Annotated in this window: 13 protein-coding genes; 9 read left to right on the forward strand and 4 right to left on the reverse strand. The window is 36.4% G+C overall.

What is annotated here, in order from left to right:
- Positions 1-142 precede the first annotated feature (142 nt).
- Positions 143-763, reverse strand: a complete 621-nt coding sequence (locus M4Z11_RS00645) for a J domain-containing protein (RefSeq protein WP_249674405.1) — start codon at positions 761-763, stop codon at positions 143-145.
- A gap of 131 nt (positions 764-894) precedes the next feature.
- On the opposite strand from M4Z11_RS00645, the gene M4Z11_RS00650 reads away from it, so the two are divergent.
- Positions 895-1173 (forward strand): BolA family protein, encoded by a 279-nt coding sequence (locus M4Z11_RS00650; protein WP_249674408.1) that lies wholly within the window; start codon positions 895-897, stop codon positions 1171-1173.
- Positions 1174-1199: 26 nt separating this feature from the next.
- Here M4Z11_RS00650 and M4Z11_RS00655 read toward each other — a convergent pair whose 3' ends face one another.
- Positions 1200-2165, reverse strand: coding sequence for a tyrosine recombinase XerC (locus M4Z11_RS00655; RefSeq protein WP_249674412.1), 966 nt, complete (start codon positions 2163-2165; stop codon positions 1200-1202).
- Between the two features lie 2 nt (positions 2166-2167).
- Positions 2168-2962: a SapC family protein gene (locus M4Z11_RS00660; protein ID WP_249674415.1), complete on the reverse strand. Its 795-nt coding sequence runs from the start codon at positions 2960-2962 to the stop codon at positions 2168-2170.
- A 179-nt stretch (positions 2963-3141) separates the two neighbouring features.
- On the opposite strand from M4Z11_RS00660, the gene rimM reads away from it, so the two are divergent.
- The 7 genes from rimM (at position 3142) to M4Z11_RS00695 (ending at position 9222) form a co-directional block, all read left to right on the forward strand.
- Positions 3142-3657, forward strand: coding sequence for a ribosome maturation factor RimM (gene rimM, locus M4Z11_RS00665; RefSeq protein ID WP_249674417.1), 516 nt, complete (start codon positions 3142-3144; stop codon positions 3655-3657).
- A gap of 36 nt (positions 3658-3693) precedes the next feature.
- A complete protein-coding gene (gene trmD / locus M4Z11_RS00670; RefSeq protein ID WP_249674420.1) occupies positions 3694-4392 on the forward strand; it encodes a tRNA (guanosine(37)-N1)-methyltransferase TrmD in 699 nt (232 codons plus the stop codon).
- A gap of 201 nt (positions 4393-4593) precedes the next feature.
- Positions 4594-5031, forward strand: coding sequence for a 50S ribosomal protein L19 (gene rplS / locus M4Z11_RS00675; protein ID WP_249674422.1), 438 nt, complete (start codon positions 4594-4596; stop codon positions 5029-5031).
- Positions 5032-5775: 744 nt separating this feature from the next.
- Positions 5776-6177 (forward strand): succinate dehydrogenase, cytochrome b556 subunit, encoded by a 402-nt coding sequence (sdhC, locus tag M4Z11_RS00680; protein WP_249674426.1) that lies wholly within the window; start codon positions 5776-5778, stop codon positions 6175-6177.
- A 15-nt stretch (positions 6178-6192) separates the two neighbouring features.
- Positions 6193-6579 (forward strand): succinate dehydrogenase, hydrophobic membrane anchor protein, encoded by a 387-nt coding sequence (sdhD, locus tag M4Z11_RS00685; protein WP_249674428.1) that lies wholly within the window; start codon positions 6193-6195, stop codon positions 6577-6579.
- A 4-nt stretch (positions 6580-6583) separates the two neighbouring features.
- Complete coding sequence (sdhA, locus tag M4Z11_RS00690) at positions 6584-8428, forward strand: succinate dehydrogenase flavoprotein subunit (RefSeq protein ID WP_249674431.1); 1845 nt, start codon at positions 6584-6586, stop codon at positions 8426-8428.
- 14 nt (positions 8429-8442) lie between these two features.
- Positions 8443-9222 (forward strand): succinate dehydrogenase iron-sulfur subunit, encoded by a 780-nt coding sequence (locus M4Z11_RS00695; protein WP_249674433.1) that lies wholly within the window; start codon positions 8443-8445, stop codon positions 9220-9222.
- Positions 9223-10386: 1164 nt separating this feature from the next.
- On the opposite strand, the gene M4Z11_RS00700 is transcribed toward M4Z11_RS00695, so the two are convergent.
- The gene (locus tag M4Z11_RS00700) at positions 10387-11631 is read right to left on the reverse strand and encodes a ubiquinone biosynthesis hydroxylase (protein WP_249674435.1); all 1245 of its coding nucleotides are present in this window, start codon (positions 11629-11631) and stop codon (positions 10387-10389) included.
- A 190-nt stretch (positions 11632-11821) separates the two neighbouring features.
- On the opposite strand from M4Z11_RS00700, the gene M4Z11_RS00705 reads away from it, so the two are divergent.
- Positions 11822-14245 (forward strand): FtsK/SpoIIIE family DNA translocase, encoded by a 2424-nt coding sequence (locus M4Z11_RS00705; protein ID WP_249674438.1) that lies wholly within the window; start codon positions 11822-11824, stop codon positions 14243-14245.
- Positions 14246-14303 lie beyond the last annotated feature (58 nt).

A 14303-nucleotide genomic window follows, 5' to 3' on the forward strand; every position in this document is an offset into this window, starting at 1 on the left:
ATATAGAACATGGATCACTTATGCAAATGCTCTAATGGTAAAAGAGATTAGCTATGAAGGAGATGCTGTGTTGCATGATATTTTTCAAAAATCTTAAATATTTAATAATTGAACAATAGAATGGAGTATTTGAATATAGATTTTAGCATCTGCCAGATTTTTTCAGTAAATTATAGGCATGGAGCACATTACGAAAGCGTTCTTCTGAAGAACGATTCCCACCATTAGCATCAGGGTGATGTTTTTTAACAAGCTCCTTATATTTTGTTTTGATATCTTCAGCTGAAGCATTTTCTTGTAATCCCAAAGTCTCAAAAGCTTTGGCTTCCAAAGGTTTTAGTTTTCGTGTATCCGTATTCTTTGAGTGTTGTTGGGTAAAAAGTTTAAATGGATCACGCATACGATTTTGGTAAGCAGCGGTTCCAGATCGGATTTTTGCGTAATCGGAAGCTGTTTTTTTTGCCGTGCTATTATTAAGGCTTGCAGACCATGTTGGTCGATGTCCTGTAAGAGAATCTTTTTGAAATTTCGCAATGTCTTTGTCACTGAGACCTGAGAAATAATTAAAATTTTTATTATAAGCACGAATATGTTCAATACAAAAATATAAATATTGACCTTCGTGGTTTCGTCCTGCTGGTGCTTTGTGTGATCCTGTTTTTTCACATCCTTCCCATTGACATTGTTGTATTTGTAATTGACTCTGTTTTTTTTTGTTCGAGCTAATACGAATTGAGTCGAATAATTTAGATGTTGTTGTCATATTTTTGCCTTATGCAAGATCGATCTTTTTGATAAGAATTGACTCATAAAAAATTTATTTTCACACTTAATTCTCTTAAAGTTTGTACTAAAAAAATTAGCTGCAATATCCGTTTTTGTGAAGGGAAAAAAATGTCTTGTACGGTTTATACAATAATTGAAACAAAACTGCGTGATGCTTTCTTGCCGCAAAAGCTTGAAATAATTAATGAAAGCCATCTTCATGCAGGTCATCCTCATGATGAATATGCTTTTGATGGTAAGGGGGAAACACATTTCCGTGTGAAAATGCTTTCTTCTTCTTTTTCTGGTATGAAGCGTGTAGAAATACATCGGGCGATTTATAAAGTTTTACAGCAAGAGTTGGCAACAAACATTCATGCTTTAGCGCTTGAGATTGAAAGTATTTAACATATTTTTTCTCAGTTCAAAAGTTTTTAGGCACGTGGATGTGCTTTTTGGTAAATTTCTAATAAATGATTTGTATCAATATGGGTGTAGATTTGTGTTGTGGATAAGCAGGCATGGCCGAGAAGTTCTTGAATAGTGCGCAAATCTCCTCCCCGTGATAAAAGATGGGTGGCAAAAGAATGGCGTAATGCGTGTGGTGTAGTTGTTTCTGGTAAGTCAAGATGAGCTCGTAATTTTTGAACAGTTCGTTGAATAATAGCGGGTTGTAGAGGTTTTCCTCGGACACCACGGAACATTGGTTGATTGTTTACTAAAGGATAAGGACAGCATTTAAGATAATTCTCTATCGCTTTATAAACAATTGGTATCAGTGGGATAAGGCGCGTTTTCCCTCCTTTCCCAGTGATAGATAAGCTTTTTATATTAGGATCAGAAAATTTTTCTGGAGTGAGTGCTAAAGCTTCTGATATCCGCATTCCACAACCGTAAAGAAGGATCAAGATAGCGGTATTACGAGCAATAATCCAGGGTTCAGTTTCTTGTTGATTTTCTTCTTTGACTATACGGAGTGCTGATTCTATGGTCAAAGGTTTTGGTAATGATTTTGGATGTTTTGGTGTTCGTACAAGTTTTGCAGCAGGAACATTGACAAGTTTTTCACGGGATAAATAGTTGAAAAAAGAACGTAAGCTCGCCATGTTCCGACTTAAAGAGCGAGCATTTATGTTTTGTGTTCGACGATAAGCTAAATAAGCGCGCAAATCAGCTACACGCAAATCAGCGAAATCGTTGAGAGTTGGTTGATATCCTAAATGTTTACAAAGAAAAAATAAAAACTGCCTTGTATCACGCTCATAAGCAACGACTGTATGAACAGCCATTCGGCGTGTTTGTGTAAGATGATCCAGCCAATTCTTCCTCACAATGAGAAGAGTAGGATCAGCTGGAATTAAAGGAATTTTTTCATTTTTACTATCACATTCGAGGAGCATTTTTAGTTAAGGGCGCTTTTCTTTTTTTTAGCCTTTGTTTCACTTTCTTGACTGGCGAGTTGATTCTCGCTTTTCACAGAAAGAATTTTTAAGAGGTTATTCATTGACATAAGATGTGCAAAGATCCATCCTAGAAAGCCATTTTTGTGCAATTTAGCAAGTTGGTGAGCAAAGAGTTTGTTGAATTTTTCTTCATCAATCATCCAAAAGTCTTCTAATTGCGCTGATACTCCTTTGTCATTCTTTACATTAATTGATTTTTGACATAAAAGATCCATTTCTACAAGAGTATCGATAAATTCAGCGGTTTTTTCCATACTGATTTTAAAACTTTCAAGGAAATTAATACATTCTTCCATAAAGGGTGAAATAGATCCATCTGAATTGAAGAGATCTTTTCCTGAGACTTCATTAAACATACCTGATTGTTGATCAAAGCAAACAGAAAGTTCTTTTTCATTTTGCATTTTTGCAAGAACAAAAGGATAGCGGCGCACGAAAGCAGGAATATAAGTATCTTTTTTCCATTTTTTATCAGCAGTAATGTAATCGTTGTCGTTATTAGAAAGGCCTACGAGTGCAACGGATGTATAATGACGTTTTTGCTGTTCATCTTGTGCACTCATAAAGAGTATAGGATAATCTATAGCGGCTTGAAAATATTCAGCACTGGCTAAAGGAATCCAATGAGTGCCCTGTGCAAAAGACATATCGCTTGATGGGATAAATTTGAGGTTTTTATGAGTGACTTTATTAACTGGAATAACATTTTTGTAAAAGAGCATAACCTTTGCCATAATAATTCTCCTTATGATTAATTTCTATTTTGTCACCAAAATGAGCCTTTTTAGAAGATTTTATGTGGCAACAATATCGAATGCGAGTTACAGGATAAATGAGATTTTTGAGTTTATAATGATTCTTTCTTTTTTAATAAGAAAAAAAGTTTGATAATAGGAAATGTAATGGAAAAATTATGAAAAATAAAGTATATCTTGCCATTATTATTGCAGCGCATGGAATTAAGGGAGATGTTTTTGTTAAAGTATTAAGTACTAAACCTCATAGTTTAAAAGGTTATAGTGTTTTTTATGATGAAACAGGGCGTTCTTATGAAGTTGTTACATTTCGTGTACAAAAGAATAATGCAATTATACATTTTAAGGGAATAGAAGAGCGTAGTGCTGCAGAAGCTTTAAGGGGAATCAAACTTTATGTTGAAAGAAGTCAATTGGCTGATGATTTGGTTGAAGATGAATTTTATCAAATAGATTTGATAGGCCTCTGTGTTTATAATTGTGCAAAACAACTTCTAGGCAAAGTGAGTGGTTTCTTTAATTTTGGTGCTGGTGATTTAATTGAAATACAGTTAACTTCTGGTAAAAAGGTTCTTATTTCTTTTAGCAAGGCGGCTGTACCCAAAATTTGTGTTGCTTCTGGTTTTCTTATTGTGGATCCAATAGCTGCTGGTTTGTCTCATGGTCAAGAGTAATGTGCATAGATACAGAGGGGATGAAGGTTTATCAATATGGGATTTCATGCACGTATTTTAACACTTTATCCTGAAATGTTTCCGGGGATTTTAGGATATTCTTTAGCAGGACGGGCTTTAAAGCAAGGAATATGGTCACTGAATACATTACAAATTCGAGATTTTACTTTAGATAAACACCATAGTGTTGATGATACACCAGCTGGTGGTGGTGCAGGGATGGTAATGCGCGCTGATGTACTAGCGGCAGCAATTGATAGTTGTCCATTGGATACACCAAGATTGTTACTCAGTCCACGTGGACGACCTTTTGATCAAGCTTATGCGCGTTCTTTAGCTGTTGGGTCAGGGGTAACACTGATTTGTGGGCGTTTTGAGGGGGTAGATGAGCGTATCATTGAGGCACGGCAATTAGAAGAGATTTCTATTGGTGATTATATTCTTTCAGGGGGAGAAGTTGCTTCTCTTGTTTTGTTGGATGCAATTATACGGCTTTTACCCGGTGTGATAGGCAATAAGATTTCTGCAGAGTGTGAAAGTTTTGAAAATGGTTTACTTGAATATCCACAATATACACGTCCTCTTGTTTTTGAAGGACGAGGCATTCCATCGGTTCTAACATCGGGTCATCATAAAGCTATTGCTGATTGGCGGCGAGAACAAGCTGAATTGCTTACGCATCGACGTCGCCCTGATCTTTATGCTCTTTATAATAAAAAACATCAGAAAGCTTGATTTATCTCAAAAAATAATATACCGTTAGTATAATTTTCTTCAAAGAAATTTTCTATAATATTCTAAGTTTAAGTGTGTATTCCAAAATTAAGAAATGGTGTATTTGCTTTCTATATCCGACATAGCCTAAAGAGTATTTTAAATTTTTTTGGTGAGGGTTGAGCGCTCTAATTGTTCGAAGAGAACACGAAGGATAAAAAGATGAACATTATAGCACAGCTTGAGGCTGAACAGTGCGCAAAAATTGAAGCAAAACGTCAACTTCCTGTATTTCAGGTTGGTGATACAGTGCGTGTGATGGTTCGTGTGACAGAAGGTACACGGACTCGTATTCAGGCCTATGAAGGGATTTGTATCGCTCGTTCAGGGGGTGGTTTAAATGAGACTTTTACAGTACGCAAAATTTCTTATGGCGAAGGGGTTGAACGTGTGTTCCCAGTTTATTCTCCTTTAATTGAAGGCGTTGAGCTTGTTCGTCGGGGTAAAGTTCGTCGTGCAAAGCTCTACTACCTACGTGGTCTCAGAGGAAAAGCAGCACGTATTGCTGAAAAGAGAGAGTACCGTAAAAAAGATGAAAAAAGTGCCAAAAAAACAGAAGAGATAGTTGTTGCAGACAGTGTTAAAAATGTCTCAGAGTGAATTGCTTATAATTTATATAAATCAGATTTATTAAAAAATGCAGCTGTAAGGCTGCTTTTTTATTTTAATAATTAAGATAAAAAAGGAATAAAACTGCTTCTTTTGTTTTTTATTATTGATTTTTTCTCATTAAAAAGAATATTTACAGAAGAATATATTTTGTGAAAATAAAAGACTTAAGAATTTTTAATGAGAGATTATATTAAAATAGGAAAAAAAATTTAATATTTTCAGCGACGATAATTCAAATTTAAGCTCAAATTTTAGAAGAGCGCATGATGCATATAGCAGGCTGAGGATCTCTATCAGTTTTTATTCAATAAAGTTGGTAAGGACATAAATGTTCGATATTGGATTATAAAGAATGGCTGATTTGTCATAGAACCTTAAAAAAATTAAAAATGCATTTTTTAAAAGTCACAATCATAATTATTATAAAATATACCTACTGATCTTAAGTAAGAGTAGAGTGAAATATATGTAAAAAATATATTTATATTTAATAAATGATGTTAAACCTTTGACGTGAAGATAAAATTGTATTAAACGAAGAAAGTTTTATGGTTTATGGCTGTATAACAAATCGGTTTTTTTATGCGCGACCTTTAATCCGTTATTTTATAACCGACCTGTAATGTTAGTTCCTTAGGACTGAACAAGTTGAAATAATCGTGCACTGAATAATTTTACGTGGATTTCCTCGTAGTAGTAAGGTTGCAGTGAAAGCCAGGTCAGGATGTTTTTATGATAGAGACAACCACAACAAAAGATCGCCCTCGTTCTCCTCATCTGAGTGTTTATCGTTGGTCAATTACTATGGCAATTTCGATAGCACATCGTATCACTGGTATAGTGCTGTATTTTGGAATGTGTTTTTTGGCTCTTTGGTTAGTTTCAATTGCTTGTGGTGCTGATGCGTTCAAAATGGTTAACCAGATTTATAGATCTTTTCCTGGACTTTGTCTTTTGTTTTTCTATACATTGGCTGGAGTCCATCATATGGTTGGATGTATTCGCCATATTGTTTGGAATATGAATCCTCGTTGTTTAGCCAAAGAAAAAGCAACTTCAACTGCTTGGGCTACAGTTTTTATTTCTCTTATTGTAACAATTGCAATTTGGATCATTGGGTATGGTGTTGTTTAGCTAGGTGTAGAAAAAATGGAAAAAGATTTGCGAACAGAACTTGGAAAAGTGCGTGGCTTCGGCAGTGCACATACGGGAACAGAGCATTTTTGGTTAGAGAATCTGGTAAGTTTTGCCAATGTGCTTCTTTGGACATTTTTTATTATTCTTATTATGTCATGCGTGGGAAAGGATTATAGTGTTGTTTATTCGAGATTTTCACATCCTATAGTTGCAATTTTGATGGGGTTGATTATTTTTTCAAGTCTTTATTACATGAAACTTGGCATGCAGGTTGTTATTGAAGATTATATTCCAAATGAAGGTATGCGAATATTCTTTTTAGTATTGAATATTTTATTTTGTTTTCTTCTGGGCAGTATAATGATGTTTGCCCTTTTAAAAATTGCATTAGGGGCTTAACAATATGGTGAGTGCAATATCATCTCTAGGTGCTAGAGTAGGGCATGCTGCGTATAGCTATGTAGATCATAAATTTGATGTTGTGGTTATTGGTGCTGGGGGTGCTGGTTTACGTGCAACCCTTGGTATGGCTGAGCAAGGATTAAGAACAGCATGTATCACAAAAGTTTTTCCAACTCGATCACACACAGTTGCAGCACAAGGCGGTATTGCAGCATCTTTGTCAAATATGGGACCTGATAATTGGCAATGGCATTTATATGATACGGTGAAAGGATCTGATTGGCTTGGCGATACTGATGCAATGGAATATTTAGTGCGAAATGCACCGGCGGCTGTTTATGAATTAGAACATTATGGGGTTCCTTTTTCGCGTACGCAAGAAGGGAAAATTTATCAACGTCCTTTTGGTGGTCATACCACAGAGTTTGGTGAAGGCCCACCAGTCCAACGCACTTGTGCGGCAGCTGATCGTACTGGTCATGCGATTTTGCATACGCTTTATGGGCAAAGTCTTAAGCATAACGCACAGTTTTTTATTGAATATTTCGCGCTTGATTTGATTATGACAGATGGTGTGTGTACAGGTGTTGTGGCTTGGAATCTTGATGATGGTACAATTCATCGTTTCTCTGCAAAGATGGTTGTTCTCGCAACTGGTGGTTATGGGCGGGCTTATTTTTCAGCAACATCAGCTCATACATGTACAGGTGATGGTGGCGGGATGATTGCACGGGCTGGGTTACCACTTCAGGATATGGAATTTGTTCAATTTCATCCTACAGGTATTTATGGTTCGGGTTGTTTAATCACAGAAGGTGCACGTGGTGAAGGTGGCTATTTAGTTAATTCTGAAGGTGAGCGCTTTATGGAACGTTATGCACCATCTTTTAAGGATTTAGCTTCACGCGATTTGGTTTCACGTTGTATAACACTTGAAATTCGAGAAGGGCGTGGTGTTGGTGCGAAAAAAGATCATATTCATTTGGTGCTCAATCATATTGATCCCGCTATATTGCATGAGCGTTTACCAGGGATTTCTGAATCAGCCCGAATTTTTGCAGGGGTTGATTTGACCAAAGAGCCAGTTCCTGTTTTGCCAACAGTTCATTATAATATGGGTGGTATTCCTACTAACTACTATGGGGAAGTTTTAAATCCAACAACTGATTCTCCTGATCGTGTTCAACCGGGTTTGATGGCCGTTGGTGAGGCAGGATGTGCATCTGTTCATGGTGCTAATCGTTTAGGATCAAATTCATTGATTGATTTAGTGGTTTTTGGACGTGCTGCTGCAATTCGTGCAGGAGAAGTTATAGATCGCAATGCAGAGATTCCAGCTCTTAATGAAGCCGCAGTCGATGAAATTATAGCACGTTTTGACCGTTTACGTTTTGCTCAAGGACAGGTCCCAACAGCTATGCTGCGTGAAAAAATGCAGCGTGCGATGCAAGAGGATGCTGCGGTATTCCGTACGGCAGATTCTTTAGAACAAGGGTGTCAACGGATAAGTAAAATTTGGGATGAACTTTCTGACCTTAAAGTAACAGACCGTTCACTTATTTGGAACTCTGATTTAGTGGAAACATTAGAGCTTGAAAATTTGATGGCAAATGCAATTACGACTGTTTATTCTGCAGCTGCTCGTTTGGAAAGTCGTGGTGCTCATGCACGAGAAGATTATCCAGAGCGTGATGATAACAATTGGCGTCGTCATACACTTTCGCATCTATCACAGGATGGAAAGGTGACATTATCATATCGTCCTGTTCATGTTGATCCATTAACTCCTGAAGAGGATGGTGGTATAGATTTAAAGCGTATTATGCCTAAGAAGCGCGTTTATTAAGGGGAAAGTGAGTTATGGTACAAATTAGGCTTCCCAAAAATTCTCAAGTTAAAGCTGGAAAAGTTTGGCCTAAACCTGAAGGTGCTACGCACTTAACAGAATTTCATATTTATCGTTGGTCACCTGATGATGAGGATAATCCTCATCTTGATACTTATTATGTGGATCGTTCAGTTTGTGGCCCGATGATTCTTGACGGACTTCTGTTTATTAAAAATCATATTGATCCAACTTTAACACTTCGTCGATCATGCCGTGAGGGTATTTGCGGTTCATGTGCGATGAATATTGATGGAACTAATACATTAGCTTGTACTAAAGGAATGGATGATGTTAAACATCCAATTAAAGTGTATCCACTTCCTTCTATGCCTATTATAAAAGATTTGGTTCCTGATTTAAAGCATTTTTATGCACAGCATCGTACTATTGAGCCTTGGCTGAAAACTGTTTCTCCTAAACCTGCAAAAGAATGGCTACAAAGTTATGCTGATCGTCAGAAAATTGATGGTCTTTATGAGTGTATCCTTTGTGCATGCTGTCAGACGTCGTGCCCAAGTTATTGGTGGAATGGCGATCGTTATTTAGGGCCTGCTGTTTTACTGCAGGCTTATCGCTGGATTGTTGATTCTCGTGATGAAATGAGCGGTGAGCGCCTTGATAATTTAGAAGATCCTTTTCGGCTTTATCGGTGTCACACGATTATGAACTGTGCACAAACTTGTCCGAAAGGCTTAAATCCAGCTAAGGCGATTGCTGAAATTAAAAAGCTTATGGTTGAACGACGTCTTTGAAAGTTTATCAGCTAAAATAAAAAATAAGTGCATGCTAGTACTAGCATATGTGTATTTTTGAAAATAGATGAGGCAAACGAGGCTTGAGTGTAAAGTCTTTTCTGTAAGTTTATTCTTTGCAAATTGGTTATAGGTAGTTTGTAAAAGATTGTCATTATACCATTGCTTGTTAGTTAAGCTTTGCATTTGTTAAAAATGATATGCTGAAGCTCTAGATTTTATAGCTTAATTTCTATTTGAAACTGTGTTTGTAGTGAAATCTGATTTAGTTTGTTGATATTCTCTGAGATTGTTTCTCTTTTTGGAGAAAGAAAGTATTGCTGATTGTGCTTGCTGTACCATTTCGCTCTAAACAATGATGTTGTATCAATTTATGATATAATTCTTATGCATTGAAATACGTTTATAGTATAATACACTAGTCCATGAAATCTTCAGGTTTGAAGATTAACATTCTATATGCGAATGTTGTATATAATATTGACATTTATAGAATAGCGTTCTTATTGTAGAATGTTTTTCTCTTTGGTTGGATGGTGAGATGCAATCATCTCTGTGTTTTATACAGCAATCCTAAGGAATTGGATTATTCGTATCAATTTATATCCTCTCATTTTGTGAGGATTGCGTACTTTTTATTTTATTTTTAATTTTTCAAGCGCGTGATTACTTCTCACTATTCTTTCATTTGCTTTAGTTTCTGTCTTCGCTCATTCTAAAATTTCTACTCATTATCCCAGGTTTCTATAAATAGCGCTCTTTTAAAAAAGATCGGTGATATTGATTTTATGCATATTGATAATTTTAAGGATTTTTCTCTGTGCATTTCACTTGTCTTTGTTTCAGCAGTTTTGTATCGATTTGAGCACGTATTTCCCTTATTTATTAGGGATCATATTTTGAGGATTATATTCTTTTATTTTCTTTGCTAAAAAGAATTATGGTGAGTCATATTTAAATATAATCACAGCTCATTCTTAAATTATCTTTTAATTTTTTTATCAAAATTTCGATAATTATAGATACGAAGATACATTTTGATTTGTGTTAATTTCATTTTTTAAAATTTTGTCTATTCACGCTTGTACAAAAACTTTTGAAGTTTTGACTATTATGGTATAAAAATGATTTATATAGAGGATTTAAGGAGTCTATTTTAAGTTATTAGAGTGGGAGCCCACGGAGAAGACGTGGTGCATTGGAGGTGAGTCCAGAAGCTTCTTGAATAAAATATTTTTTTATTTTTGGCATTTGATTAATAAGTCCAAGGCCAACATCGCGAAATAGGCGCAGAAGTAAGATATCATTTGAAAAAAGTCTATTGATCCAGTCATTACTGAGAGCCATTCCTACAGTTTCAAAACGCCGCCAACTTTGATAGCGTTCGAGAGCTGTCATTGATCCGATATCAAGACCCAATCGTGCTGTTTCGATGATGACTTCGGCTAAAGCGGCACTATCACGTAGTCCTAGATTAAGCCCTTGTCCTGCAATGGGGTGGATTGTATGGGCGGCGTCTCCTACGAGAGCAAAACGAGGTTTGATGCAATGATTTGCTAAAGAAAGGACTAGAGGAAATGCTTGGCGTTCGCCATTCCAAGAAAGTTTTCCAAATTGGTGACCAATACGTTTTTCAATTTCTGCTTCAAAGATTAAAGTGTCGGCTTTAAGATAATATTGTGCGGTGTGGTGTTTTTCATTCCATACGATAGCTAATCGGTTACCTTTGAGAGGTAGGAGAGCAAAAGGTCCAGCGGGGAAAAAATGTTGGATTGCTTGACCGTAGTGTGATTTTTCATGTTCGATAATGCATGTAATTGCTGTTTGTGTATAAGAATGAGAAAAGCTTTTAAGACCTGCTTTTTCGCCTAGTGTAGAGTGTGCTCCACTAGCTGCAACCAGCAATTTTGTTTGCCAAATTTCTTTATTACTTAAGGTGACGGTTGTATGCTGGTTTTCTTGATGAAAATGAACGACAGTGGTCTTTTCGATAAAAGAGATATGCAAATCTTTTGCACGTTGTTTTAATGCACTGATGAGTCTTTTATTTTCAACCATATTCGCAAAAGGTTCGTTAGGTGTTATATCTCCTTCAAAGGTTAAAAGAGTTTGTTTGATTGGGTCATTGAGGCGTGAGTCGGTGATGATTATTGAATGAATAGGTTGAGCGTGAGGTTTGATATGTTTCCAGCACTGTAGTTGTTCAAGCATACGAATAGAAGCGGCAGAAAGAGCAAATGCTTGTGTATTTTTTGTAGATGTGCTGCTTTGGGAAGTGGTATCAACAACATTTATTCTTAGTTCAGGGGCGGCATGTTTGAGAGCCACGGCAAGAGCCAAGCCAACAGCTGCACCGCCTGCAATAATAAGATCACATTGTTTTATTGTTTGATCGGTGTAGGAAGTCACTCTGTTTCTTTCCCTTGTGGTCAGTTTATTTAATCTTAAATGATATAGCCATTGACCTTATTATCACTTTTTGTGCAGTCTTAAAGAGAAATTGTTGTATTTATATAGGTTTAAACTGTATTAATATTTTTTATGTTACAAATTTTAGATATAACTCTTGCGTTAAGAGTTTTACGTTCGGGATTGATGAATGCATCAGGGTTCTTCTCTTTATGATTTGCCAAAAAAGCCAGAATATCGAAATTCGCATTTTATTGAAATATTTTTACAACAAATAGGGGTTTTGATTGGGCTTAGCCTTCTAGGGCTTTTGATTTTTTGTATCTTAGCTTTAGCAACATGGAATTTTGCAGATCCATCATTGACTTATGCTAATAATAATGAGATCACAAATCTTATGGGGTGGCCTGGTGCGGTTTTTTCAGATCTTGCTATGCAACTTTTTGGTTTGGCAAGTCTTGGTATTTTGTTGCCTCCATTATTTTGGTCACTTTTGTTACTTGCACAAAAAAGCATCCATAATTTTGTTTTTCGCCTTTTTTTATGGTTGGTTTCAATAATTTGGTTTACAATTGCGTTTGCTTTAATGACCCCTTTTGCATCTTTTACAAATTGGCCATTGCCGATTGGTCTTGGGGGTGTTTGGGGAGATAAAATTTTAAATGTTGTTTCTTTATTTTTATTTTCTTTTTCTTCGCCGGTAGAGAGCGTGTTGTGGGGTGTTGCTTTAGCGTTTGTTAGTTTTGTAATGGCTATTTTTTCTGGCAATGTAGTATGGCGACGTCAGACCGTTAAAAATGAAAGCGGTCCAGTGCGTGTGGATCCAATTTTTGAAACATTAGAAAATGAAGAGTATTCTAATAATGAAGTCCATAGCGGTTTTTTCTCTACAGCTTTTGGAGCAGTTTTGCATTTTCTTTATTTTTTACAAGCTCGTTTTGAGCGTTTTTTTTCGTTCATGAGTTGGTTTAGAAAAACGGAAAATTCATTTAATCGAATTGAGCCGGTTTTTTTTAATGAAAAAACAAATTTTCAGGAGTTCCAAAATAAAGCTGTTTCTGCTTCTGAGAACTCCGTTTTAAAAACTTCAAAAGCGCGTTCAAAGTATCGTTTTACCTTTCCGCTGTTAGATTATCTTGCTATTCCTTCATCAACAGTAAAAAATATGCGACTTTCTCCTGCTACTTTAAAAGCCAATTCTCAGGAACTTAAAAATATTTTATTAGATTTTGGGGTTAAGGGAGAGATTATTGATGCACGTCCTGGTCCAGTTGTAACTTTGTATGAATTTGAGCCGGCTGCTGGTATTAAATCTTCTCGTATTATTGGGTTAGCAGATGATATCGCTCGCTCTATGCGTTCTATTTCAGCACGTGTTGCTGTAGTTCCAGGACGTAATGTTATTGGAATAGAATTGCCTAACGCATCTCGTGAAATAGTTTATTTGCGGGAAATTTTACAGGCGCGGGAATTTTTTGATACTGAAGCAAAATTAGGTCTTGCATTGGGTAAAACAATAGGGGGTGAAGCAGTTGTTGCAGATTTAACGAAAATGCCTCATCTTTTAGTGGCAGGTACGACAGGAGCAGGTAAATCTGTTGCTATTAATACAATGATTTTGTCCCTTCTTTATCGTTTAACACCTGAGCAATGTCGATTAATCATGGTCGATCCTAAAATGCTCGAGCTTTCGATTTATGATGGTATTCCTCATTTATTGACGCCTGTGGTGACAGATCCTAAAAAAGCAGTCATTGCTCTTAAATGGGCTGTACGTGAAATGGAAGAGCGCTACACCAAAATGTCAAAAGTTAATGTTCGCAATATTGATGGATTTAATGCTCGCTTAAAAGAAGCACAAAAACAGGGTGAAGTGTTAACACGGACGGTTCAAATCGGATTTGATCACAAGACTGGCGAACCGTTGTATGAAACAGAAACCCTCGATTTAAATCCTTTACCTTATATTGTTGTTATTATTGATGAAATGGCAGATCTCATGATGGTTGCTGGTAAGGAAATTGAAGGAGCTGTTCAACGTTTAGCACAAATGGCACGTGCTGCTGGTATTCATGTTATTATGGCAACACAACGTCCCTCGGTTGATGTTATTACAGGAACAATTAAAGCTAATTTCCCTACACGCATTTCTTTTGCTGTAAGTTCAAAAATTGATAGTCGGACAATTTTGGGAGAACAAGGAGCTGAACAATTATTAGGGCAAGGGGACATGCTTTTCATGATGGGAGGGGGACGTATTCAACGTATTCATGGGCCTTTTGTAGCAGATGATGAAGTTGAACAGGTTGTTGCACACCTGAAAGAACAAGCAAGGCCTGATTATTTAGAGGCTATTACACAAGAAGTTTCAGATCATGAAAGTGATGTTTCATCTGTTTCTTCCTTAGGAGATGAGCCTTATAGAAAGGCTGTTATGGTGGTTCTGCGTGATCGTAAAGCTTCAACTTCTTATATTCAGCGTCGTTTGAGTATTGGCTATAATCGTGCTGCTTCATTAATTGAGCGGATGGAAGAAGAAGGAATTATTAGCCCAGCTAATCATGCGGGAAAACGAGAAATTTTGGTTCCTGCTACAGAAGAACCATTTAAATAAAGTTTTTAAAGCATATTTTAGAAAGTTCTTGTCATCTATTGCCTATGTAAAAATCAAT

The organism is Bartonella bilalgolemi (assembly GCF_023500045.1).
Classification (GTDB): domain Bacteria; phylum Pseudomonadota; class Alphaproteobacteria; order Rhizobiales; family Rhizobiaceae; genus Bartonella; species Bartonella bilalgolemii.